General features: G+C 72.6%; 16 protein-coding genes. 5 read left to right on the plus strand and 11 right to left on the minus strand.

All coding sequences use genetic code 11. From position 1 onward, the window contains the following. Nucleotides 1–21: 21 nt before the first annotated feature. The 4 genes from ACIA8L_RS31270 to ACIA8L_RS31285 all read right to left on the minus strand — a co-directional run bounded on the left by ACIA8L_RS31270 (nucleotide 22) and on the right by ACIA8L_RS31285 (nucleotide 10,436). Nucleotides 22–3,000, minus strand: coding sequence for an amino acid adenylation domain-containing protein (locus ACIA8L_RS31270; RefSeq protein ID WP_395910172.1), 2,979 nt, complete (start codon nucleotides 2,998–3,000; stop codon nucleotides 22–24). After that, the gene (locus ACIA8L_RS31275; protein WP_395910173.1) at nucleotides 2,997–6,215 is read right to left on the minus strand and encodes an AMP-binding protein; all 3,219 of its coding nucleotides are present in this window, start codon (nucleotides 6,213–6,215) and stop codon (nucleotides 2,997–2,999) included. The genes ACIA8L_RS31270 and ACIA8L_RS31275 overlap by 4 nt, the downstream gene beginning before the upstream one ends. Continuing rightward, complete coding sequence (locus tag ACIA8L_RS31280; RefSeq protein ID WP_395910274.1) at nucleotides 6,212–9,322, minus strand: AMP-binding protein; 3,111 nt, start codon at nucleotides 9,320–9,322, stop codon at nucleotides 6,212–6,214. The genes ACIA8L_RS31275 and ACIA8L_RS31280 overlap by 4 nt, the downstream gene beginning before the upstream one ends. A 583-nt stretch (nucleotides 9,323–9,905) precedes the next feature. Beyond that, nucleotides 9,906–10,436 (minus strand): SET domain-containing protein, encoded by a 531-nt coding sequence (locus tag ACIA8L_RS31285; RefSeq protein WP_395910174.1) that lies wholly within the window; start codon nucleotides 10,434–10,436, stop codon nucleotides 9,906–9,908. A gap of 759 nt (nucleotides 10,437–11,195) precedes the next feature. Between ACIA8L_RS31285 and ACIA8L_RS31290 the strand changes: the two genes are divergently transcribed. Further along, nucleotides 11,196–11,735, plus strand: a complete 540-nt coding sequence (locus tag ACIA8L_RS31290) for a fascin domain-containing protein (protein WP_395910175.1) — start codon at nucleotides 11,196–11,198, stop codon at nucleotides 11,733–11,735. A gap of 23 nt (nucleotides 11,736–11,758) precedes the next feature. Here the strand turns inward: ACIA8L_RS31290 and ACIA8L_RS31295 are convergent, their stop codons facing one another. Further along, complete coding sequence (locus ACIA8L_RS31295) at nucleotides 11,759–12,712, minus strand: SDR family oxidoreductase (protein ID WP_395910176.1); 954 nt, start codon at nucleotides 12,710–12,712, stop codon at nucleotides 11,759–11,761. An 86-nt stretch (nucleotides 12,713–12,798) separates the two neighbouring features. On the opposite strand from ACIA8L_RS31295, the gene ACIA8L_RS31300 reads away from it, so the two are divergent. Beyond that, entirely contained in the window at nucleotides 12,799–13,629 is an 831-nt protein-coding gene (locus tag ACIA8L_RS31300; protein WP_395910177.1) for a helix-turn-helix transcriptional regulator, read from the plus strand. Here the strand turns inward: ACIA8L_RS31300 and ACIA8L_RS31305 are convergent. The 4 genes from ACIA8L_RS31305 to ACIA8L_RS31320 all read right to left on the minus strand — a co-directional run bounded on the left by ACIA8L_RS31305 (nucleotide 13,613) and on the right by ACIA8L_RS31320 (nucleotide 19,137). After that, nucleotides 13,613–15,766, minus strand: coding sequence for an ATP-binding protein (locus ACIA8L_RS31305; protein ID WP_395910178.1), 2,154 nt, complete (start codon nucleotides 15,764–15,766; stop codon nucleotides 13,613–13,615). The two genes, ACIA8L_RS31300 and ACIA8L_RS31305, sit on opposite strands and share 17 nt — an antisense overlap. Before the next feature lie 61 nt (nucleotides 15,767–15,827). After that, entirely contained in the window at nucleotides 15,828–16,226 is a 399-nt protein-coding gene (locus ACIA8L_RS31310; RefSeq protein ID WP_395910179.1) for a cellulose binding domain-containing protein, read from the minus strand. 74 nt (nucleotides 16,227–16,300) lie between these two features. Continuing rightward, the gene (locus tag ACIA8L_RS31315; RefSeq protein ID WP_395910180.1) at nucleotides 16,301–17,746 is read right to left on the minus strand and encodes a pectinesterase family protein; all 1,446 of its coding nucleotides are present in this window, start codon (nucleotides 17,744–17,746) and stop codon (nucleotides 16,301–16,303) included. A 107-nt stretch (nucleotides 17,747–17,853) separates the two neighbouring features. Beyond that, a complete protein-coding gene (locus ACIA8L_RS31320; RefSeq protein ID WP_395910181.1) occupies nucleotides 17,854–19,137 on the minus strand; it encodes a hypothetical protein in 1,284 nt (427 codons plus the stop codon). A 61-nt stretch (nucleotides 19,138–19,198) separates the two neighbouring features. On the opposite strand from ACIA8L_RS31320, the gene ACIA8L_RS31325 reads away from it, so the two are divergent. Continuing rightward, nucleotides 19,199–20,854, plus strand: coding sequence for a family 43 glycosylhydrolase (locus ACIA8L_RS31325; RefSeq protein WP_395910182.1), 1,656 nt, complete (start codon nucleotides 19,199–19,201; stop codon nucleotides 20,852–20,854). A gap of 67 nt (nucleotides 20,855–20,921) precedes the next feature. Here ACIA8L_RS31325 and ACIA8L_RS31330 read toward each other — a convergent pair whose 3' ends face one another. Continuing rightward, the gene (locus ACIA8L_RS31330) at nucleotides 20,922–22,235 is read right to left on the minus strand and encodes a HEAT repeat domain-containing protein (protein ID WP_395910183.1); all 1,314 of its coding nucleotides are present in this window, start codon (nucleotides 22,233–22,235) and stop codon (nucleotides 20,922–20,924) included. A 235-nt stretch (nucleotides 22,236–22,470) separates the two neighbouring features. On the opposite strand from ACIA8L_RS31330, the gene ACIA8L_RS31335 reads away from it, so the two are divergent. Further along, a complete protein-coding gene (locus ACIA8L_RS31335; RefSeq protein WP_395910184.1) occupies nucleotides 22,471–23,055 on the plus strand; it encodes an AAA family ATPase in 585 nt (194 codons plus the stop codon). A gap of 36 nt (nucleotides 23,056–23,091) precedes the next feature. Here ACIA8L_RS31335 and ACIA8L_RS31340 read toward each other — a convergent pair whose 3' ends face one another. Beyond that, a complete protein-coding gene (locus ACIA8L_RS31340) occupies nucleotides 23,092–23,640 on the minus strand; it encodes a DUF3558 family protein (protein WP_395910185.1) in 549 nt (182 codons plus the stop codon). Between the two features lie 172 nt (nucleotides 23,641–23,812). Here ACIA8L_RS31340 and ACIA8L_RS31345 point away from each other — a divergent pair, with 172 nt between their 5' ends. Further along, nucleotides 23,813–24,427: an NUDIX domain-containing protein gene (locus ACIA8L_RS31345; RefSeq protein ID WP_395910186.1), complete on the plus strand. Its 615-nt coding sequence runs from the start codon at nucleotides 23,813–23,815 to the stop codon at nucleotides 24,425–24,427. Nucleotides 24,428–24,535: the final 108 nt, after the last annotated feature.

Consider the following 24,535-nt stretch of genomic DNA (forward strand, 5'->3'; position numbering starts at 1 on the left):
CTCCGCTTCGCTCCGGGCCGGTCACGCGGATCCTTCCAGCAGGGCGAGGGCCTCGTCGTCGGTGAGCCGGTCGAGGTCGGCCACGATCAGCTCCTCGACGGCCACGGCCAGCTCGGCCAGGGTCCGGTGGGTGAAGAACGTCCGCAGCGGCACGTCGACCTCGACGGTGGCGGTCAGCCGGGCCGCGACCCGGGCCGCGAGCAGCGAGTGCCCGCCGACGGCGAAGAAGTCGTCGTGCACGCCGACCGCGGGCACGCCCAGCACGTCCCGCCAGGCCTGCGCGACCAGCTCCTCGGCGGCCGTGCGGGGCGGGGTGGACACCGGTGCGCGCAGCGGCTGCCGCAGCGGGTGCGGCAGGGCCTGGCGGTCGACCTTCCCGTGCGTGGTCAGCGGCAGCCGCTCGAGGCGCACGAAGCGTGTCGGCACCATGTGCGCGGGCAGCGACGCGGCCAGGTGGGCCCGGAGGCTCGCGGCGTCGGCGGCGCCGGTGACGTACGCGACCAGCTGCCGGTCGCCGGCCGTCACCTCGCGGGCCACGACCGCGGCCTGCTCGACCTGCGGATGGGTCAGCAGCTGGGCCTGGACCTCGCCGGTCTCGATCCGGAAGCCGCGGATCTTCACCTGGTCGTCGGTGCGGCCGAGGAACGTCAGGGTGCCGTCGGCGTTGAACCGGGCCCGGTCGCCGGTGCGGTACATCCGGGTGCCCGGCGCGCCGTAGGGGTCGGGTAGGAACCGGTCCGCGGTGAGGCCGGGCCGGCGGTGGTAGCCGTCGGCGACACCCGCGCCGCCCAGGTACAGCTCGCCCGGGATGCCGGCCGGGAGCCGGCCGAGGTGGCCGTCGAGCACGTAGGCGCGGACCCCGGCGAGGGGGCGCCCGATCGGCACGACCCCGTCGGCGTCGGCCGGGCCGAGGTCGTGGGCGGTGGCGACGATGGTGGTCTCGGTCGGCCCGTAGGTGTTGACGAGCCGCGCCCGCCCGCCCCAGCGCCGGACCGCGGCCGCGTCGACCTGGTCGCCGCCGAGGATGAGCAGCCGCAGCCGCGCCGGCCAGGCGATGCTGTCCACTGTGGAGACCAGCTCGTGCCAGTAGGCGGTGGGTAGGTCGAGCACGGTGATGTCGCGACCGGCCGGGGTGGCCAGGATCTCCGGCAGGAGCGCGCCCGGCTCCTCGCGCAGCAGCAGCGTCGCACCGGCGGCCAGGCACGGGAAGACCTCTTCGGCGTGGGTGTCGAAGCTCGGCGACGCGAACTGCAGCACCGTGTCGCCGGGGCCGAGGCCGTAGTGCTCGACCATCCACCGCACGCGGACGGCGAGGGCGCGGTGGCTGACCCGGACCCCCTTCGGCCGGCCGGTGGTGCCGGACGTGTAGATGACGTAGGCCGTGTCACCGGCGGGCCCGCTGCCGCCGTCCCGCAGCAGGAAGTCGATGCGGGCCGGCGGGTAGTCGGGGTCGATGGTGAGGTACGCGGAGCCGGCCGCCCAGCAGGCGAGCATCTCGACGATGAGGTCGATGGACGACGGCCGGCGCAGCGGTGTCACGGACCCCGGCGCCGTCAGCCTGGTCGCTGTCTCCGCGATCAGGTCGCCGAGCTCGCCGTAGGTGACCCGGCGCTCGCCCTGCCGCAGCGCCACCGCGTCGGGCGACCGGTCGATCCGGTCCCGGATCAGGTCGAGGACGGTGCCGCCGGCCGGCTCGGCGGCGGGTCCGGTGCCCCAGGATTCCAGGTGCTCGAGGTCATCGGGGCCGAGCAGGGACAGCCGTGACAGTGGTACGGCCGGATCGGCGACGACCTGCCGCAGGAGCCGCTCGAAGTGCTCGCCGAGGCGGGCGGCGGCGGCCGGGCTGAACCGGTCGGTGCGGTAGCCGAAGTGCAGCGTCAGCCCGTCCGGCTCGCGCCAGGCCTCGACCGCGAGGTCCAGCTTGCTGTGCCGGAACCCGTCGTCGAACCCCTCGGTGACCAGGCCGTCCAGCGCGAACCCGGCGGTGTCCGGGTTCTGCAGGATGAACGTGGTCCGCAGCAGCGCCGACCCGGCTTCGCCCCGCGCGCGGCCGGCCAGGAGCTCCTCGAACGGGATGTCCGGCCGTTCGTAGGCGCTGAGGGCGGTCTTTCGGGTCCGAACGAGGAGCTCGCTGAACGTCGGGTCGCCGCGCAGGTCCCCGCGGAGGATCAGGGTGTCGATGAGGTACCCGATCAGCGGCTCGGTCTCCACCCGGTCGCGGCCGGCGGTGAACGTGCCGACCGGGACGTCGATGCTGCCGGTGTACTTGTGCAGGAGCGTCTGATAGGCGGCGAGCAGGACCATGAACAGGCTGCACCGCGCCCGGCGGCTGAGCTGCTCGACCGCTTCGGCGAGCGCATCCGGCAGCCGGTGGGTGTGATACGCACCGGCCGTGCTGGTGTGCTGCGGTGCCAGGTCGCCCGGGAGCTCGAGGTCGGGCAGGTCGGCCAGCTGCTCCAGCCAGTAGGTGCGGGCCGTTTCCGGGACACCCTCCGCCCGTCGCCGCTGGGCGTACCGGGCGAAGGTCGACGGCAGCGGGGGGAGGGGCCGGCCGCGGTACCGGTGGGCGAGCTCGGTCGCGAGGACGTCGAGGGACCAGCCGTCGGCGATGATGTGGTGCATGACGATGACCAGGACGTGATCGTCGCTGCTCAGGCGCAGCAGGCTCACCCGCAGCAGCGGCCCGGCGGCCAGATCGAACGGGGCGTTGGTCCGGGCCCCGACCTCTGTGCGGGCGGACGCTTCCGGCACGTCGACGAGCTCGATGGGCACCGGTGCGGCCGGTGCGACCCGCCGGCACGGGACACCGTCGGCGTCCGCGACGAAGGTGCTGCGCAGCACGTCGTGCCGGGCGGCAACGTCCTCGACGGCCCGCTGGAACGCCGTGTGGTCGAGGTCGCCGCGCAGCCGCCGGACGATGAACATGTTGTACGACGGGTCGCCGGGCGCCAGCCGGTCCTGCAGCCACAGCCGCTCCTGGGCCAGGGTGACGGCGCTCATCGGACCAGCTCCGCCCGCACCGCGGCGGCCGTCTGCGCGATCGTCGGGCCGTCCCAGAGCACGTGCAGCGGCAGGTCGACGCCGAGCCGGGCCCGGATGCGAGCGGCGATCTGCGTGACCGTCAGCGAGTGCCCACCGAGGTCGAAGAGGTCCTCGTCCGCCCCGACGTCCGGCCGTTGCAGCGCCTCCCGCCAGATCTCGGTGACGGCGACGACGACCGCGTCACCGGACGATGCTGGCGTTTCGACCGGGGCCGGCTCGGCGGGCGGCGGCGCCGGCAATGCGTTGCGGTCGAGCTTCCCGTTGGGTGTCATCGGCAGCGCGTCGAGCCGGACGATGAGCGCGGGCACCATGACGGCCGGCAGCTGCGCGGCGAGCTGCGCCCGCAGGTGCCCCGGGTCGAGGTTTGCCGGCCCGAGGTTTGCCGGGTCGAGGTTTGCCGGGTCGAGGTTTGCCGGGTTGACGTTTGCCGGGCCGGGGTTTGCGGGGCCGCGGTCTGTCGGGTCGCTTGCCATGCCGGTGATGTACGCGATGAGACGCCCGCCCGGTGTGTCCCGGTCGACGGTGACGACGGCGCCGCTCACGCCCGGCTGGTCACGCAGGCGCGCTTCGATCTCGCCGAGTTCGATCCGGTGCCCGCGGAGCTTCACCTGCTGGTCTTCCCGGCCGAGGCAGTGCAGCCGGCCATCCGCCCCGATCCGGGCCAGGTCGCCGGTCAGGTACAGCCGCGAGCCCGGTGCCCCGAACGGATCAGGCAGAAACCGCTCGGCCGTCAGACCCGGCCGGCGGTGGTAGTAGTCGGCGACACCAACCCCGGCCAGGGCAAGCTGCCCGACAACCCCGACCGGCACCCGCTGCAGGTACTGATCGACGACGTAGGCAGCAGTGCCGGCGATGGGCAACCCGATGTTGATGTGCCGCGGATCGTCAATGTCGACGAAAGTCGACCAGACAGTGGTCTCAGTCGGCCCGTACGCGTTGATCAGACGAGCCACGCGCGAACGCAGCCGCTCGGCGAGCGACTGCGTCAACGGCTCCCCACCGGACAAAGCGGTCACGCGAGCGAGCGGCTCGTGCTGGGACGGTCCGGTCAGGTGCGCGAGCGGCTCGTGCTGGGACGGGCCGGTCAGGTGGGCAAGCGGCTCCTGCGCGGGCGGCGCGGTCACCTGCGTGAGGGGTGCGGGGGCGGGGGCGGCGATCAGCTGCGCCAGGGATGCGGGGGCGGGGTCGGGGGCGGTGGTCAGGTGCGCGAGGGGCGCGGGGTCGGGGGCGGCGGCCAGGATGAGTTCCCAGGTCGAGGGGGTGGCTTGGACGTGGGTGACGCCGTGCTCCGCGATGAGGTTGAGCAGGGCGGTGCCGTCGCGGACCTGGTCGTCGGCGGCGATGACGATCGTGGCGCCGGCGAGCAAGGGCAGGAAGCACTCGACGGCGGCGATGTCGAACGACAGCGACGTCAGCCATAGCCACACGTCACCCGGGCCGACGTTGATTTTCGTCAACATTGATTGGAGCAGGTTGACTATGGCGCGGTGGGGGATGACGACACCCTTGGGGCGGCCCGTCGAGCCTGATGTGTACATGACGTAGGCCGGATCAACCGGGGTTGGCAACCTACGTTGATTGTCGTCAACGTCGACGACAATGTCGTCCAGGAGCAGTGTCGGTGCACCTTCGACGAGGTCGATGGAATTCGGTGTGCACAAGACCAGCATCGGCGTAGCGTCGGCGAGCATGAATCGGATGCGTTGTGTGGGGTACTGCGGGTCCAACGGCAGATACGCCGCGCCGGTCCGGACAATGGCCAGGAGCCCGATCAGCAGGGGCAGGCCGCGCTCCGCGCACAGGCCGATCACCTGCCCGGGCCCGACACCGCGCTCGACCAGGCGGCTCGCCAGGCGCCGCGCGGCCGCGTGGACCTGCTCCTGCGGCAACTGGACGGCGCTGCTGATGACCGCCGGCTCGGTCCCCGTCGCGACCTCCGCGAGCAGCGCCGTCAAGGTGGTCGCCGGTCCGGCCGCGGGTCCGCTGAGCTCGGCCGCGGTCTCCAGCTCCAGCCGGTGGGCGGGCGCGAACGGCTGGCGGGCGGCCGCGTTCAGCAGCTGACCGAGGTGCCGCGCGACGGCGGCCGCGGCCGGTCCGCCGACGAGCCGGTCGTCGTGTGTCAGCCGGACGAGCAGACAATCGTCAACGTCGACGATTTGCACATGCAGGGAGCCGCGCACGGCGGTGGACGGGGCCCAGTCCACCACCGTGCGCAGCCCGTCGAACGAGGGCGCCGGCCCCTGACGCCGGTAGCTCACCGACATCCCGGCCGACGTGTCCGCCGGCATGCCGGCCGTCGGGCTCGCCGTTGCCCCGGTTGTCGTCGCCACCGGACCCGGGCGCCGGCGGTACAGGTCGCGGAGTGCGGCTCGGGTGGTGGCCGCGAACTCGGCGAACGTCGACGGGCCCGGTCCTGGCACGGTAACCGGGAGCTCGTTGACGAACATGCCGATGACGTCACTGTGCTGACGGTCGCGGGCGTTCGTCGCTATGGCGATGGTCGCGGGATCATTGCCGTACCGATGGAGCAGCAGTTGCAGTGTTGTGACGAGCAGCTCGAAGGTCGTCACGCCGATGGCTCGGGCGGCGGCGGGCAGGTCGGCATCGATCGGCACCTCGAGCGAAGCGGGCCGCGGACCGGGGCCGAGGTCGGGCAGCACCACGGGCTCAAGCGGGGTCGCTCGCTGGGGGCGGCCGCGTTGTGTCTCGACGGCGGCCGCGTATTCGGCGGGCGGGTGATCGCGGTTGCCGTTGTAGGCGTCGGCGAGGTGGCGGAGCACGATGTCCTTGGACTGGCCGTCGAAGACCAGGTGGTGGGCGCCTATCACCAGGCGGTGATGGTCGGGGGACACGGTCTGCAGCGCGAACCGGGCCAGGGGCTCGGAGCCGGTCACGTCATACTCGCGGGCCAGCAGGTCCTGCGGGTCGTCGTCGGTCTTCGTCAACGCGATCGAGTGGTGGCCCAGCCGTAGGTTCGGACGGTCGTGCTCCATGTGGACGGCCGCGGCCAGGACCGGGTGGCGGGCCACGACCGCGGTGACCGCGCGGTCCAGGGCGGCCACGTCCAGGTCGCCGTGCAGGTCGGCCACGAGCCCGAGGTTGTAGGCGCCGCGGTGGCCGCCGAGCTGTTCGGCGAACCACACGCCGTGCTGGGCGTCGGTGAGCGGGATCAACGGGTGTACCTCGGCTCGGTGAGGGCGGTCAGGAACCGCTGGGCCAGGGCCTGGACCTCGGCGGGGGCGACCGCGTGGCGGTTGTAGACGAGCTGCGCTTCCAAGCTGTCGCCGGCGCGTTCGGTCAGTCGCAGCCGGGGCGGGCTGAGGTCGGTCTGGCCGGGGGCGTACGCCCAGCGCAGGCCGAGCTCCGGGGGCAGCGGCACCTGATGGGACGCGAGTCCCGGGAAGTGGGCGGGGTGGGCCCACGGTTCGTAGAAGAAGTACGCCGGGTGCGGGACACGGCCGGTGTACTCGTGCAACGGGATCCACTGATGCTCGGTGGCCGCGGCGACCAGGTCGTGGACGCGTTGCCGCAGCACCACCGGGCCCGGATCGTCGTGCAGCGGGACCCGGATGATCGGCTGCTGGATGAGGCAGCCGACGATGTGCTCCCACTCGGGCCGGGCCCGGCCGGTCAGCGGCGTCATGAACGCCAGCTCCGACGATCCGGTGCACTCGCGCAGTGCGGTGGCCCAGGCGGCGAGCGCGACGCGCATCAGCGTCGTCCGGTTGGCCGCCGCGAGGCCGCGCATCGGTTTGACGCGCTCGGGTGGCACGACAAGTTCGATCGAGGCACCGTCGAACCGGCCGGGCCGCGGATGCTGGCCGGGCAGCATCCCAGGATCGGCGAGCGGCGACTCGAGCACGCCGTCCCAGAACGCCCGATGGCGCGGCCACTGCTCCTCGGCCCACCGCGCGGCCGCCGCTTCGGTGCTCGCCGCGGGGCGCAACGGATCGGGCTCGCCGCGTCGGAATGCCGAGTAGAGCAGTCCGAGTTCGCGGAGCAGTACCCCCATCGACCACCCGTCGCAGTGCAGATGGTCGACGCTGAGCACGAACACGCTTCGCTCGCGGCCGATATCGACCATGAGCGCCCGGACCGAAGGACTCGGCGCGGCCGTGACGAACTCGGCCGCGCAGTCGACCGCGCCTCGGGGGCTCTTCGCGGAAGTCCTCTGCAGCACCGGATGATCGGGTCCTAGGACCGGGTGGCGTTCGACCAGCCGGGCGAGGGAGCGCTCCAGAATCGCATGGTCGACGGGCTCGTCGATCTGGATGGCGACCTGGATCGGCACCACGCTGCGGGGTGGATCGGCCGCGCGCTCGGCCCGCCAGATCCGTTGGAGAGCGGTGAGCGTCGGCCGTCGATCCTCGCCCGGGCTGATAGTTGCGTGCGGCTGCTGGTGATCGATCCAGTCGGCCAGCTTCTGGACCGACGGCCTGGCGAAGATGTCGTCCACGCCGATGTCCAAGCGCCAGCGTGTACCGACGGCCGCGGCCAGCTGGGCTGCGCGCAACGAGTCGCCGCCCTGCGCGAAGAAGTCGTCGTCCGTGGAATCGGTGTGCAGGATCGAGCGCCAGATCGCCGTCAACTGGAGCTCGGTCGCGGTGGCCGGTGACCGGGTCTCCGATGACCGACCCGCCGATGATGGGTTTGCCGCTTCGGTGGATGCGAGTAACGGCGGCAACTCGCGCTTGCGGACCTTACCGGCCTCGTTCCTTGGCAGTGCCTCCACGGTTGCGACGTGCGCCGGGATCTCGTGTCTGGCCAGGCGGCCGGCCAGGAAGGTGCGCAGATGGACGTGGTCCAGCGGGGCGCGGGCGACCACGACCGCGCCGACCATCGAGCCCATGACCGGATGTGGCACCGGCACCACCGCCGCCTCCACGATGTCCGGGTGGGCGTGCAGCGCCTCCTCGACCCGCAGTGACGACACCTTGTGCGCGCCGGTCACGATCATGTCGCTCTCGCGGTCGACCAGGTGCAGGTAGCCGTCGGCGTCGAGGTATCCGAGGTCGCCCATCCGCACCCAGCCGCCGGCGAACACCTTCGCGCTCGCCTCGGGGTCGTCGACGTAGTGCCGCGTCGGGGCCGGGGAGCGTAGCCACACCGTTCCGATGTCCCCGGGCGCGGCCGTCGCACCGCCGCCGGTCTCCCGGGCCGCGGTCGCCGGACCGTCGCCGGTGTCTCCGGCCGCGGTCGCTGTGCCGTCGCCGGTCTTTCCGGCTGCCCTCGCTGTGCCGTCGCCAGTCATTCCGGCTGCGCTCGCTGTGCCGTCGCCGGTCTCGTTGGCCGTTGCGCCGTCGCCGGTCCGGATCAGCAGGTCGCTGGGGCGGGTCGGGCGGCCGACCGCGCCGGGGCGCCCCGGGTCGTACACCATCGTCGTCTGCGCCGGTGCGGCCTCGGTGGACGTGTAGGTGTTCACCAGGGTCGCGCCCGGCACCGCCGCCGCGAGCTCGGCCGCGACGGCGCCCGGTAACGCGGCCGCCGTGCAGCCGATGAGCCGCACCGAAGACAGGTCAGCCTGGTGGAACGCCACCGACCGCAGCAGCTCGATCGCCATCGCCGGCACCAGGAACACCGAACCGACCCGCAGCTCCCGGACCAGCGCACACCACCGCTCCGCGTCGAACCGGGCCATCGACACCATCGAAGGCCGCGCCGTCAACGCGTTGAGCAGCATCGTCTGCCCGGCGTTCGTCCCGATGGGAAACGCGTGCAGCGCATGCCGCGAATGGCCGAGCGGTCGCAGCGCCTTACGGGCGACGAACCCGGCGGTCAGATTCGCGTGCGTCGCACCAACCCCTTTCGGCCGCGCCGTGGTGCCCGAGGTGAACAGAATCTGGGCCAGGTCACCGGGGCGCGGGGGAGCGGGCAGGGTACCGTCCGCGCTCCTGACCTCAGCGGCGTCGGCGACCCAGGCTCCGTACGATGGCGGGGGAGTGGACGAGCCGTGCAGGACAGCGAGCCCGGTGAGCACGTCGGCCGGGCTGCCCGCGGACACCGGCACCGCGACCGCCCCGGCCAGCTGCACGCCGCAGAACGCCACCAGATACTGCGTCCAGTCCCGTCCGTCGAACACCAGCCCGACCCGCTCACCACGCCGAACGCCACGAACCACAAGCCCGCGGGCGGTATCTCGGGCCAAGCGCAGCCACCGCCCGAACGAAAGCGTTTCGGTCCCGTCGGCGACCCAGGCGACCGCATCCGGCTCCTCCGCAGCCCGGACCGCCAGCAGCTCGGGCACGGTCAGGATCTGCGCCGCGGCCCCCGTAGGCCCCATGGCATCCACGGCAACAGACTGACGCACGAAAAGGTTTTCGGCAATCCACCGATGTGATCGTGCCAACGCGGGCCCCGCCCGCGACGGGCTCGCGCTCGTCGTGAGGTCCTGCGCCCGCCCGAGACGGCGCCCCGCCCGAGACGGCCCTCGCCCGCGCGTGACGGCCCGCGCCGCGCCGCCTGCGCCCCGCCCGAGACGGCCCTCGCCCGCGCGCGTGACGGCCCGCGCCGGGCCCGCCCGCGTCCGCTCGCGACGGCGCCGCGCCCATGTTGGTCCGCACCCGCACCCGCACCTGCACCCCACCCGCACCCGCTCGCGCCAGGGCCGCGTCCGTGATGGTCGCCTTCAGTCCGCCATGGCCGGTGCCCGCAATGGCCTGCGTCTGCGCCAGGCTGCGCTCATCGTCACGTTGCTGGCGTTGCATCTGCGTTGCGCTCGTGACGGTCGGCGCTCGTGACGGCTCGCGGCTGACAGCGGACATGAGAGCTTCTGGTTCGACGGCCGGCCTGGATCGGGTGGGCGGACAGGCTCGTTCCGGGCGGGTGGACATGGTTCCTGAGGTTGCGTCATGTTCTCGGTGGCGTTATCCGTGTGTGTCGATGAGGCTGGTCAGGGCCGGGACCCAGTGGCGGCCGTAGCGGTGGCGGAGTTCGGCCAGTTGCCAGTCGTTGCCGGTGATCGTGTGTCGGCACAGCGGTGAGCCACATTGGCACCGCATGACGAAGTCGGCGCTGGCGGTGCTCGTGGCGTAGTCGTTGGTGAGTTCGTCGTCCACAGCGATGTCGCGCCGTGCGGCGAGGCGGTAGGCGTCGATCCACCACAGGTTCGGGTCGCAGCTGTGGTTGCCCTTGCCGTTCGGGCGGCCGGGCGGCAGGACGAGGTGCAGGGTGTCGGTCACCGTGATGGTGTCGATGTAGGGACGGCCGGGCTGCTGTTGTGCGCTGTTCAGCATGGTGCGCAGCTCCGCCTCGGTCACCAGGCGGCCGCCCAGGCGCGACACGACGGTGCCCGCTGCGATCGCGGCGCGGGTGAAAAGGCCTTGACCGGCGATCGCGGAGGGACGGACCTCCACACCGGGCAGCAGCCAGCAGTCGGGTTCCGGGGCGTCAACCATGCTGCCATAATGCCGGTCGCGCCTGTCCGCGCCCGCCCGCGTCCGCGCAGGCCACCGCTCGCGGCGCCGCGCCCGTGACGGCCCGCGCCCGCCCGTGACGGCCCGCGCCCGCCCGTGACGGCCCGCGCCCGCCCGTGACGGCCCGCGCCCGCCCGTGACGGCCCGCGTCTGTCCGCGTCCGCGCGTGGCGGCGTTGCGTTCGCGCCCGCCCGTGACGGCCCGCGCCTGTCCGCGCCCGCCCGTGACCGCCCGCGTCTGTCCGCGTCCGCGCGTGGCGGCGTTGCGTTCGCGCCCGCCCGTGACCGCCCGCGTCTGTCCGCGCCCGCCCGCGACGGCGTTGCGTTCGCGCCCGCCCGTGACCGCCCGCGTCTGTCCGCGCCCGCCCGCGACGGCGTTGCGCCCGCCCGCCCGCGTCCGCGTCCGTGCGTGACGGCGCCGCTTCCGCGCCTGCGCCCGCCCGCCCGCGTCCGTGACGGCCCGCGTCCGTGACGGCCCGCGTCTGTGACGGCCCGCGTCTGTCCGCGCCCGCCCGCGACGGCGCTGCGCCTGCGCCCGCCCGCGATGGCGCCGCGTTCGCGCCTGCGCGTGACGGCCCGCGTCTGTCCGCGCCCGCGCGAGACGGCCCGTGAAGGCAACGCGCCCCTGGTGTGCGGGTCGTCGAGGGGGTGCCGGGAACCGGACAGAAGATCCGGATGTCCCGGCTTGGAACACGTTCTTGGCGTGGGCGCCGTGGTGGTGCCCCCGAAACAGGGAGAACTCATGAAGCTTCGCGGCAAGCTGCTCAGCGCGGTCGTGACCGTTGGGGCGGCGCTGGCGGCGGTCATGGTGACGCCGGGGATGGCGCACGCGACCACTGATCCGTTCGCCTGCTACATCCAGACGTCGGACCACAGGCACTACATCACGGCCGTCGGAGGAGGTGGGCGCACCACCGACGTCCTGCATACCAACGTTACCGTCCCCGGCTCGTGGGAGCGGTTCACGCGGGTGCCGCAGGGCGATCTGTTCGGGCACTTCGCGCTGCGCACCGCGTCCGGCAACTACCTGACCACGCTGGCCAGTGGGGGGTTGAGCGGTGATGCCTTCGCGGACGTGTTCCACACCGACGCGACCCGGATCCAGGGCTGGGAGCTGTTCTCCACCACCGGGATCGCCGCCGGTGGGGTGGGCATCCGGGTCGCCGACAACCATTTCATGGCCGCGCTCAACGGTGGCGGGCGCACGTCGCGGACGTTCGACACGAACCGGGTGAACCTGATTCAGCCGGACACCGCGTTCTTCTTCACCTGCAACGTCTGACGCAAAGCTGGGCGGTCCGGGCTCTACGGAGTCCGGGCCGGCCCGACCTCGACGTGGGTCAGGGACTCCGAGAGGTCCCAGATGCGGCGGGCGTCCTCCTCGCTGCGCAGCGGTGCGTAGACGGGCTGCTCGGCCGGGGCGCCCGCCAGGTGCTGGAAGCCGCCCGGACCGTACATGCGGCCGCCGCGCGCCTCGGGGGATGTCGCGGCGTAGAGGGCCGGCAGTGCCGCCGTCTCGGGCGTGCCGACGAGGATGCCCCGGCTCCCCATCGCCTGGATCAGCCGGCCGCCGACGGTGGCCTGTGGGCGCCCCATTCCCGGCTGGGCCTTGAGCAGGTTGGTCGCGGCGACACCGGGGTGGGCGATGTTACTGCTGATACCCCAGTTCTCGGTGGTACTGCGACGCTCCAGCTCGAGCCCGAACAGTCCGAACGCGATCTTCGACTGGCCGTAGGCCTTCATCCCGTCGTAGGACCGCTCCCAGTTGAGGTCGGCCCAGTTGATCGTGCCGGTGCGCGCGGCGATGCTCAGCTGCGACGTGACCCGGGCGCGGCCGGCCCGCAGCAGGGGCAGCAGGTGGCCGACGAGTGCGAAGTGGCTCAGATAGTTGGTGCCGAACTGCAGCTCGAACCCGTCGGCGGTGGTCTGCCGGGCCGGGGGTGTCATGACACCGGCGTTGTTGATGAGGATGTGGATCGGCCGGTTCTCGGCGCGCAGGGCAGTGCCGAGCGCGGCGACCGAGGCGAGGGACGACAGGTCCAGCTCGCGGAGCGAGACGACGGCTTGGGAGTACCGCTGCCGGATCTTCGTTATTGCTTGTTGGCCCTTGCCCTGGTTGCGCACGGGCAGGATGACCTCGGCGCCGGCCGCGGCGAGGCGGGTGGCCAGGCCGAGCCCGACGCCGTCGCTGGCGCCGGTGACCACGGCCAGTTTGCCGGTGAGGTCGGGAACGGTGATGTCCGGAAGGTTGCGTGCCATGACCTCACTGTGCGCGGGCCACGCAGCGTTATCCACGGCCTGTCAATCCCAGGCTGCGCGGCTCGGCCGGTGGTAAGAACGGAGGCATGATCGATCGAGCCGGGCTGGCCGAGTTCCTGCGCCGCCGCCGCGAGTCGCTGCAGCCGGAGGATGTGGGGCTGCCGCGGGGGCAGCGGCGCCGGACGGCCGGGCTGCGCCGGGAGGAGGTGGCGACGCTCTGCCACATCTCCGCCGACTACTACAGCCGCATCGAGCGGGAGCGCGGGCCGCACCCGTCCGAGCAGACGATCGCCGCGATCGCGCAGGGCCTGCACCTGTCCCGCGACGAGCGCGACCACCTGTTCCGCCTGGCCGGGCACCAGCCGCCGACGCGGGGCGCGACCGGCGAGCACATCAGCCCGGGCGTGCTGCGCATCCTGGACCGGCTCACCGACACCCCGGCCGAGGTCGTCACCGAGCTCGGCGAGACGCTCCGGCAGACGGCGCTCGGTGTGGCGCTGACCGGCGACGCCACCTGCTACACCGGGCCGGCCCGCAGCATCGGCTACCGGTGGTTCACCGACCCGGACATCCGGGCCCGCTACCACCCGGACGATCACGACATGCACTCCCGGGTGTTCGCGTCCGGGCTGCGCTCGACGATCGCGCTGCGCGGGCCGGGCTCGTGGGCCGCGCACCTGCAGCGGCTGCTGATGGCCCGCAGCGAGGAGTTCCGGGCCGTGTGGGACGAGCACGAGATCGGGGTCCGCTACAGCCACGTCAAGCGATACCTGCACCCGGAGGTCGGCCTGATCGAGGTTGCCTGCCAGGCCCTGCTCGACCCCGACCAGGCCCACGCCCTGCTGGTCTACACGGCGGTCCCGGGCACCGAGAGCTACGAGAAGCTGCAGCTGCTGTCGGTCATCGCCGCTCCGTGAGGCCCGCTTCGGCGCGGGTCGCCTCGTGCCGGTCGCCGGCTCGCCGGGCCAGGTCGAGCGCGGTGCGGTACCGATGCCGCGCCTGGTCCTTGTGACCGAGGCTGTGGAGCGCGTCGGCGAGCCCGTTGAGGGCCTCGATGTGCAGGCTCCGCTCGCCGGTCTCGCGACTGATCGCCAGGGCCCGCTCGAACCCGGCCCGGGCCTCCGCCGGACGGCCGCATCGCAGCTGCGCCGCGGCCAGGGCGGCCAGCGCGCTGCCCTCGCCGCCGCGGTCGCGGACGGATCGGCAGGCGTCCAGGGCCCGCTGCAAATGCTGCAGGGCCTCCTCGTGGCGGCCGGCCAGGCTCTCCAGGACGCCGAGGTTGCCGTGCGCGTAGCCCTCCAGGCGGCCGTCGCCGAGCTCGGCGAAGATCGCCGTGGCCCGGCGCAGGTGCCGGCGGGCGAGGGGGTACTTCCCGAGGCGGCGGTGCAGGCCGCCGAGGTTGAGCAGCTGCGAGCCCTCACCGTGCCGGTCGGCGAGCCGGCGGTACTCGGCGAGCGCCCCGACCAGGCACGCCCTCGCCTGCGCGTAGTCGCCGAGGCGTTCGTGGGCCAGGCCCAGCCGCGCCCGGGCGCGGGCGCTGCCAGGGCGGTCCTCGCCGCGTTCGTGCCAGGCCAGGGAGCGCTCGAACCATAGGATGGCCCGGGCGTGCTCGCCGAGCCACCAGTAGGTGCCGGCCAGGTTGGCCAGGACCTGGGGTGCGCGTCCCCGGTGGTGCAGGGCGGCGCGGGCGGCGGCGCCGTGGACGGCGAGGGCCTCCTGGGAGTGGCCGCCGACCTCGAAGTACCGCCACAGGGATTCGGACAGGCCGATCGCATGCTCGGTGCCGAGCCTCGCCAGCGCGACCAGGTTCGGCAGCTCCCGGTCCAGGGTCTGGCGGGCCTGATCGGCGGGGCCGGGGCTGACACCCGGGTGGTCGTGCGGAAACAGGGCGGCCGCGGCGGACCGGGCGACGGCGAGGAAGTGGTCGAGGAGCTGGGTCAGCGGCGCGGTGTCGGACACTTCGGCGGCGAAGGCCCGCAGGAGGTCGTGCATGGCGTACCGGTCCTCGCCGGTCCTGGTCACCAGATGCGCCCGGACCAGCCTCGACAGCGCCTGGGGGTCGGCGACGGCCGCGCTGGGCAGGTCTGGTCCTGGGTGCCGGCCGAACATCGCGAAGACGTGCCGTTCCCTCGGGCCGAGATGGTCGTAGGACCAGGAGAACACCGAGCGGATGGCGGTCCTGGGATCGCCCGTTTCCCAGTCCTCGAGGTCTGGTTGCTCGGCGGCGATGCGCAGCGCCAAGGGCAGGCCCGCGCAGCGGCGGACGAGTGCCGGTACGTCGGCCCGGTCACCGAGCAGGGCGTGCAGCAGGCGGGTGGCGTCGGCCGGGCTCAGCGGCTCCAGGCGGACCCGGTGGGCGCCCTCGCGGACGACCAGGCCGGTGAGGTCGTCGCGGCTGGTGACGATCGCGGCGCACGAGGCGGCGCCGGGCAGCAGCGGGCGGACGTGGTCGGCGCCGGCCGCGTTGTCGAGCACCACGAGCAAGCGGCGGTCGGCGACGAGCGTGCGGTACAGGGCGGCCCGTTCGGCCTCGCCGCGCGGCATGTCGACGCCCGGGACGCCGAGGGCCCGCAGGAAGCCGCCGAGTGCCTCGGTCGCCGGTACCGGCCGCCGGGGGTCGTAGCCGCGCAGGTCGACGTAGAGCTGGCCGTCGGGGAAGGTGCCGGCCGCGCGATGGGCCCAGCGCACCGCGAGGGCGGTCTTGCCGACGCCGGCGGTGCCGACGACGAGCACGACCGCGGCCGCGCCCAGCACCCGGAGTTCGGCCTCGCGGCCGACGAAGCCCGTGCTGTCGATCGGGAGCTGGCGGGGGACGACCGCCCGGGGCCGGGCCGTGCGGCCGTCGGCGATCCGGTCCCGGGCGGTGGCGAAGGTGCCCTGCTCGGCCGGGGTCGCGCCGAGCAGGCGGACGAGCGTGTCGAGCCGGTCGGTCGGTGGCAGGACCTGGCCGGAGAAGTACCCGCCGATGACGCCGTGGGACCAGCCGGTCGCGCCGGCCAGCTCACGGTAGGTCAGCTCACCGGTGTTGGTGCTGCGGGCGTGCCGCCGGCGCAACGCGCGCAGCGCCCGGCCGAGGTCGCCGAGGGTCTCGATGCCGGGACAGTAGCCGCCCCGCCTACCAGCCCGAAACTGTGCAGGGCACGCCGTTGAGGGTGAAGGCGGTGGGCGGCGTGAAAGGTACAGCCGAGCCGCCGAAGCCGAGGCCGGCCTGGCCACCGGGCTGGATGGTCGTGAAGTACACCGCGGGGGTGATGGTCCCGGCGGAGCCCGAACGGGTGATGGTGCCGCCGAAGGAGCTGCCGATCGTGGCCACCGGCGCCAGCTGGAACGTGACGTGCCAGTTCGTGAGCGGGGCGGCGGTGGTGTTGCGGACGGTCACGAAGGCCTGGAACCCGGGTGCGAACGCGAAGACCTGGGCGGTGCAGGACGGGGCCGGGTCGGCGTGGGCGGCGGTTGCCGGGGCGAGGGCGGCCGCCGCCAGGGCGAGCACGGCGGCGAGACGAGTGAGCTTCATGGCGGCATCGTGACCGGCCGCCGCCGGCCGCGCCCCGGATCTCGGACACGGCCGGACAGCGTCGGACAGTGCGGTTACATCGGGTTCCAGCCGTCGGTGCCGGCCAGGTATTTCTGCGGCGTGTAGTTGGCCGCCGTCGAGTCGCTCATCTGGGGCCGGTTGCTGTTGGTGGTGGCGCCGGCGCCGGTGTTCTTGTACTCGAAGAAGCGCGCGTTCTTCCACGTGGCGTCGCCCATGTCGGTCCACGGCTGGGCGTTCTTGATGGTGGCGCTCAGGCTCGACTCGCGGTACAGCACCTGCGCGCCCTGCCGCCACGGCCGCCCAAGCTGGGTGACGTTGTTCGCCGCGCCGGTGATGGTCGACTTGTAGAACAGGAAGCCGTACATCTTCGCCGGGTCGGTGCTGGCCGCCGTGATCGGGCCGCCGGTGCTGCGCTTCTCGTAGATCGTGCAGGCGTTGAAGACCGCGGTGCCGCCGCTGTAGATGAAGTCGACCGTGCCCTCGATGTAGGAGCCGGTCACGTACAGCCGCGCGTGGTCGTTGATCTGGAACGTGTCCTGGTCGCCGAGGAGCCGGACGTTGCGCAGGATCGAGCGGTCCGAGTCCAGCTGCAGGGCCACCGCCTGCTGGCCGCTGGTCTGGGTGCTCTCGTCGAAGTCGTTGCTGACGGTCAGGTTCGTCAGGGTGGCGTCGTGGCCGTTGACGAACATCGTGGCGCTGCCGCCGGGGAAGCCGCCGCCGGCCCAGTGGTTGGACACGATGACCGTGTTACTGGGCGACGAGCCGAGCCCCTGCAACGTGATGAACGGCTTGTTCGCCGGGATAGTGATGATCTCCCGGTACGTCCCCGCCTTGATCGTGATCGTGCGCCGGGTGGTGTTGTCGGCCGGGACGGCGTCGATCGCGGCCTGGACCGTCTTGTAGGTGCCGCTGCCGTCGGACGCCACCGTCGGCTTGGTGCCGGCCGTGGTCGGGGCCGAGGTCGCCCCGCTGACGTAGTTGAACGACCACTGCATGCGGGCGATGTCGGAGCACGTCTCCTGCACGATCGGGTTGTTGCCGGCCGTGGAGCCGTCCTTGTCGCTCAGGCACAGCCCCGACGAGACGCTCTTCACGACGTACTTGCCGGCGGCGGCACCGGACGCGGTGAAGGTCCACTGCTGATTCGCCGAGTTGCCGCAGGTGTACTGCCACAGCTGCACCCCGGACGTGGAGCTGGCCGAGGGCACGTCGACGCACTTGCCGCTGTTGGTGTTGACGAGGTTCCCGGTCGCGGTCAGCGTGAACTGCTGGTCGGTCGCGGCGGTGTTGCACGCCACCTGGACCAGCAGGGCGCTGTTGGCGGTCGAGGCGCCGCTGACGTCGACGCACTTGCCGCTGGCGCCGCTCGCGAGGGTGTAGACGCCGCCGGCGGTCGGTGCGACGGCCGCCTCCGACGGCCAGGCCGAGGCGACGATCACCGCGGCGGGTACCGCCAGGAACGCTGTGACGGCGGCGACGATCTTGCTTCTTCGTTGCACGTGATCCTCCCGGAGCGGGGTGTGAGGGTCGGTCACGTGTTAGGTGCATCAATGGATGCCCGGATTACCGTTTTTCGGCCGGAGCCGTCACGATTCGGCCGGAGCCGTCACTCGAAGGCGCCGGCGTCGGGCGCGGCACCCGTGACGGTGCGAGCCTTGTGGCCCAGGGGGTGGACGTACTGCGCGGTGGCGGCGAGGTTTGCGGCCGGGGCGACGCCCTTGTCGATGCAGGGTGAGCCGGTAGCCAGGCGATAGTCGAAGCCGGCCCGGTCGGTGAAGCGGGGATCGGCGGCCGTGCAGTTGCCGGCCGTGGTCGCGCCGCTCTGGCTGACGAGGGTACCGCCGCCGGCCAGGATGTTGTTCTGGACCAGGACGGGGCCGGTGACGGCCGACCCGACCATGATCGCGGTGCCGCGGCCCAGGTCGTTGACGATGGTGTTGCCGGCGACGGACAGCCGGGAGTCCGGGTTCGGGGCGCCCTCCTCGCCGTAGGCGATGATGTTCGGGTTCTGGCTGCCCTTGCCCTGCTGCACGATGTTGCCGACGATCCGGGTCCGGCCGCCGTTGGGCAGGTCGATCTCGTAGCTGTCGGAGCCGTTCTCGCCGGTGATGCGGTTGTACAGGATGTCGTTGACCAGCGCCCGGGACTTCACCAGGTGGCCGACCTTGGCGTCGTGGGACCAGCTGTAGCGCAGGGTGAAGCTGCGCACGTGCCCGAGGTACAGGTTGTGCGTGTAGCCGTCCCCGGCCCCGTTGCGGGCCAGCTCGGTCGACTCCACGACGATGTCGCTGGCGGTGTTGTCGCCGGCCAGGATGCCGTTCTGGTTGTCGTGCAGGAAGCTGCGCCGGAGCGTCAGCCCGGCCCCTTCCTGGCGGATCGCGGCCCCGTTGCCGTCGGGCACCGCGGCCCCGCTGAGCTCGACGTTGTCGACGGTCGTGTTTTTGCCGGCGATGACCCAGGTGCCCTTGCCCTTGCTGTTCTTGCCGGCGGCGTCGATGTGGGCCCGGCCGTTGAACCCGACGATCATGAGGCCGTCGGTGCTCCAGCCGCACACGTCGCCGGCGTAGCCGCTGTTGCCCTTGGCGTCGATCTGGACGGTGTCGCCGGCCTTGGCCGCGGCGATGGCCTGGCACGGGGTGCGGTAGGCGCGGCCGGGGCCGACGACCAGGACCGCCCCGCCGGAATTGCGCGGCACGGCGGCCGGGGCGCTGGACGCGGGTGTGGCCGCGGAGACGCTGCCGAGGCCCGCGCCGGCCTCCGCGGCCGGGTCGGCGCCGGACGACGCCGTGGTGACGGCCCCGCCCCGGTCCGCCCTGCCATCACCACTGCCGCAGGCCGCCAGCGGGAGCAGGAGCGCGCCCGCGACCAGGGCTCGTAAACCGGAGATCACCTACGGACGGTACCGCACCGGCTCTTTACAACGATGAATACAACGTTGTAAAAAGTGAGGCATGCGCATCCTGGGCTTGATCGCGCTCCTGGTCGGTGCCGTCCTGGTGCCGAACACCGCGGCCGCGCACCCCGCCGGTTACACCAACCCGGTGTCCGCCCCCGCCGCGGACACGTTCGCCGACCCGTCCGTCGTGCGCGGCGCCGACGGCGTCTGGTACGCGTTCGGCACCAGCGACCCCCTGAAGGCCGGGGAGACCACCCCGCACCTGATCCCGATCCTGCGCTCCACCGACCTGTTCCACTGGACCTACGCCGGTGACGCGTTCACCACCAGGCCCGCCTGGGCCGAGCCGGGCGCCGGCCTCTGGGCACCGGACATCCGCCGCATCGGCGACACCTACGTCCTCTACTACACCGTCACCGACACGACCCTCAACCCCGGCGACGACTCCGCCATCGGCGTCGCGACCGCACCGACCCCGCTCGGCCCGTGGACCGACAGCGGCCGGCCGGTCGTCGCGCCCCGCCCCGCACCCGGCGGCGGCTTCCTGTGGACGTTCGACCCGGCGCTGCTCAGCGACGCGCAGGGCCGGCTGTGGCTCTACTACGGCTCCTACTTCGGGGGCATCTACACCGCCCCGCTCACCGCCGACGGCCTGACCGTCGCCGGCTCCGCCACGCAGGTCGCCATCGACAACCGCTACGAGGGCGCCTACGTCGTGCGGCACGACGGCTGGTACTACCTGTTCGCCTCGGCCGCGAACTGCTGTGCCGGCCCGACGACCGGCTACAGCGTGTTCGCCGGCCGCTCCCGCACGCCGACCGGCCCGTTCCTCGACCGCGAGGGCGTGTCGCTGCTGGCCTCGCGTGTGGGCGGTACCCCCGTCATCCAACCGGACGGCGACCGCTGGGTCGGCACCGGCCACAACGCGGTCGTCACCGACGGCCGCGGCCAGGACTGGCTGGTGTACCACGCGATCGACCGCGACCAGCCCTACCTCAACGAGCCGTACGGCATCAACCGCCGCCCGATGCTCATCGACCGCCTCGAGTGGCCCGGCGGCTGGCCGAGCGTACGGACGGCCCCGCCCCCGCGCCCGGCCCGCCTCGACCGTGCGGCCACCGACGAGTTCAACGGCGGCGCCCTCGGCACCGGCTGGAGCTGGGTCCGCGAGGACGACGCGGCCAAGGTCAGCGGCGGGGCTCTGCAGTGGCCGACCGAGGCGGCCGATCTGACCGGGACGGCAAACGATGCGGGGGTACTGCTTAGACGCGCGACCCCCACCGGCGACTACATCGTCGAGACCAAGCTGACCATCGACCTGGGCGTCGACACGGTCCGCAACTACCAGCAGGCCGGCCTGATCGCCTACACCGACGACGACAACTTCGCCCGCCTCAGCCTCGTCGCCATCTGGAACACCCGCCAGCTGGAGTTCGGCCGCGAACTCCCGTACGCCGGCGCGCTCTCCTACGGCGGCATGGTCGAAGGCCCACCAGCCGAAACCACGTGGCTGCGCCTGGCACACACCACCGTCCACGGCGAACACCACTTCCGGGCCGGCTGGAGCCGCGACGGCGTCCACTGGAACTGGGGCGGCACCTGGACCTTCCCGCCGGGCCCGGCCCCGCGCATCGGCCTGATCGCCCACGGCGGCGACAACCCGCAGGCAACCGCGAAATTCGACTACTTCCGGGTGTACCGCCTGAGCTGACGACGACCCCCGAGCGGTACGACGACGAGGATGGCGATCGCACCCACGATCGCCATCCCGCACCGGCTCACCTGGCCGCGGACTCCAGCGCGACGATCGCCTGGTGGATGTCGTCACACCGTTTCAGGTACCAGTACTTCGCTTCGCCTTCGGGGTCGTAGCTGTAGTCCTTCGCCTTCGCCAGGTCCCACTGCCCGAGCGGTCCGGGATCGATACGCCGCAGTGCGGGCAGCGCGCCCGGGTGACCGATCTGTCGCAGTGCTTCGGCGATCTTCGCCATCAGCTCGGCGTTCTCGTGGTCGACGGGGCGCAGCTTGGCGCACAGTGCCTGGACGGCCTCGGCGTCGCCGACGCGGCCGAGGGCTTCGACCGCCGGCTTGATCGCCGGACCGGTCCACGCGTTCGCGTCGAGGAACCTCACGAGCGGCCCGACGGCCGCCGAGTCGCCGACCTTCCCGAGCACCGCGATGGCGCCCAAGGCCCTCGTGCCGCCCGGCGCCTCGAGCCGGTCGATCATCGCGGCCACGACCTCGGGCCCGCCGAACTCGGCCAGGCCCTGGCCGCCGGCACCGCTGTCGAACAAGGCGAGCAGCGGCTCGAGGGCCCGCGGATCACGGTGCCGGCCCAGCGCGGCCGCGAAGTCACCGCGGGCCGAACGGACCTGGTTGGCATCACCGGTGCCGGCCGGCGGCTCGGCGAGGAACTCCAGCAGCACGTCGACGGCGTGCGGGTGCACCGCCTTGCACAGCGCCCGGCGAACCTTGTCGACATCGGGCCGGCGGCGCAGCTCATCCGCCAGCACATCGACGGCGGCGGCGCCGTCGACGAACGGCAGGACCTGGTAACCGACGTCGCGGACCCTCGCCTCGTGCGTCCGGGCGGCATCCCGCGAGTAGTTGTCGGAAGGGCTCTCGGCCGTGAAGGCCAGCAGCTGGACCAGCGCCGGAACATGCCGGGGCTCCGCGTGATCGCGCAGCAGCTGGGCGATCTTCGCGAAGACCACCTCGCTGACCGGCAGCGACCGGGTGCTCGACACCTCCGCCGGCGTCAGCTCGCGGACCCGCTTCTGCCAGGACAGCGACGGAGCGTTGATGGTGTCGTAGGTGTCGCGCCACTGGCCGGGCCGGATGCGAGCCAGAGCGTCGAACAGCAGATCCGGCGACACCGGATATCCCCTGGCGTCAAGGACGTCCAAGGCGACCGCGGCCCCGGCGGCTCGGCGCGGATCGGTCACCATGATCTCGACCAGCCGGCCGACCGTGGTCTCGTCGCCGCGCTCGCCCACTGCTCGCGCGGCCGGAAACTGATCGTGAAAGGGCGCCGGCCGCAGCGCCTCGGCAACGTCCGGGACGGACGCTCGAGACGGCTGCTCGCCACGCATAGGAACGGACTCTTCCCGCCGACTCCGGCGCCGGAACAACGGCACGACGACCCCCCGCAAGTCCGAGACATCAACAGCACTCACCATCGATCATATATGATCGAAGCCCGCCGGCCGCCCACCCCGCGCCCGACCGTGCATTGGCGATCAGCGGGCTCCGATACCGCGCCGGCGCCATCGCGGTCGGTTGGTTAATGCCTCGATCGTGAGCTAGGGGACGGCTAGCGTTGGGGAGGTGACCGGGACGCTGTTGTTCATCGTCGGGCCGCCGGCCGTGGGGAAGATGACCGTTGGTGAGCAGATCGCGGCCCGGACCGGCCTGCGGCTGTTCCACAATCACATGGCGATCGAGCCGGTGCTTCGGTTCTTTCCGTTCGGCAGCCCGCCGTTCGGGCGGCTGGTCGACCGCTTCCGTCGCGATCTTATCGAAGAGGTGGCGGCCAGCGACCTGCCCGGCCTGATCTTCACGTTCGTCTGGGCGTTCGACGTTCCCGGCGATGCGGTGGCGGTGGACGGCTTCGCGGCGCCGTTCCGGCGGCGCGGCGGCCGTGTGCTCTTCCTCGAGCTCGAGGCCAGTCAGGAGGAGCGGCTCCGGCGCAATCGTGGCGCGTCGCGTCTGGCGGAGAAGCCGTCCAAGCGGGATGTCGCCTTCTCGGAGCGCAACCTGCTCGAACTGGACCAGCAGTACCGCCTCGGCTCGGGCGGACGGTTCGATGACCGCGCCGACCACCTGCGCGTCGACAACACCAGGCGCAGTCCCGTCGAAGTGGCCGACCTGGCCATCACCCACTTCGGCATCCCTGCGCAGCCGGGCGCGTGAAGCGGCCGGACAAGGGTCGTGACTCCGGACGGCCGATCAGGAGTTCGGGATGTGGCCGACCGCGGTCCTGAGCAGCACGCCGGCCGCCGCCACCGGGTCCTTCGCCGTCGACTTCACCCGGATCTCGATGGAGTAGCCGCGCGCCCAGGTATCGCCGAACCCGACACCCGCCTGCTCCTTCGCCACGAACGCCGCGTCACCGACGCCCGGCAGGTCGGTCGCCGGGGAGTCCAGGCCGGCCTTGGCCGCGTCGACCGAAGCCTTCGTGTACGGCGCCCGCGCCACGCTGACGTCGACCGCCTGGGTGCCCTTCTGGTAGCTGCAGAAGGCCGCCGAACTCTCCTGCTTCGACAGGCCACTCAGCCCGCTGGCGGCGGCCGCCTCCTCCAGGCTCACGAGCACACACGCGTCCTTGATCGCGCCGCCCGCCGCCGCCGTGGTGGCCGGCGCCGGTGGCGGTGCCGCGGCCGTGGTCGTCGTGGAGCCACCGGGCGGCGCCGGAGCCGGCGAGTCGCCGCAGGCGGCCAGTGCCAGCGCGCCGGCGGCGAGGCCGGCAGCGAGTGTGATACCCGAACGCACGTTCATGACGATCAAGGTATCGAGGCTCGCGAACACTGTCCGGCCTCGGTCCAGTTCCGGACTGTCCAAGTCGAGCGTCCCCCCGCCGGTGGCGGCGCAGTGGTCGCGGTTGGTCGGCCGTGCCGCCTGGGCGCTGGGCGGCCCTGGATTGCCGCGCTGTTCGTGACAGCATGCCCGGATGCGTGAGTCCGTCGCGGTCGTTCACGACCTCGTGTCCCGGTTGGCCCCGCTCGACGACCTCGGCGCCGAGCATCGCAGGTCCGCGCTGGCCTGGCTGGCGAGCACGGACGACGTGTTCCGCCGGGTCAAACCGGCGTCCCCGCCGCGGCACCTGGTGTCCTACGTGGTCCCGGTCGCCGCGGACGGCCGGGTCCTGCTCGTCGACCACATCAACGCCGGGCGGTGGCTCCCGCCGGGCGGTCACGTCGAGGTCGACGAAGACCCGGCCCTGACCGCCCGGCGCGAGATCCACGAAGAACTCGGTCTGGGCGATACGGGCCTGTCACGGTCGCCGATCCTCGTGACCGTCACCCCCACCCTCGGGCCGGACCGCCACACCGACGTCAGCCTCTGGTACATCCTGACCGGCACCGGCAACGAGCACCTCCGCCCGGACACCGACGAATTCCACGCCATGCGCTGGTGGACCCGCGACGAACTGGCCACCGCCGACCCGAACCACTTCGACCCGCACCTCTTCCGCTTCCTCGCCGCCCACGACCAGCGGCGCCCGGTCGACGCACCGCACCGGCGACCCGCTCCCGAGCGACCCAGCAACAGCCCGGACGAGTGACCAGGACGAGCGCGCCGGCACCGTGCTCGACTGCACACCGGGCATCGCGCCGAAGCGCTACCACCCGCGGTTCGGATGGCAGTTCTGCTTGCTAGCAGGAGGCCCCCT

Source organism: Dactylosporangium sp. NPDC051541 (genome assembly GCF_044454505.1).
In the GTDB taxonomy this organism is placed as follows: domain Bacteria; phylum Actinomycetota; class Actinomycetes; order Mycobacteriales; family Micromonosporaceae; genus Dactylosporangium.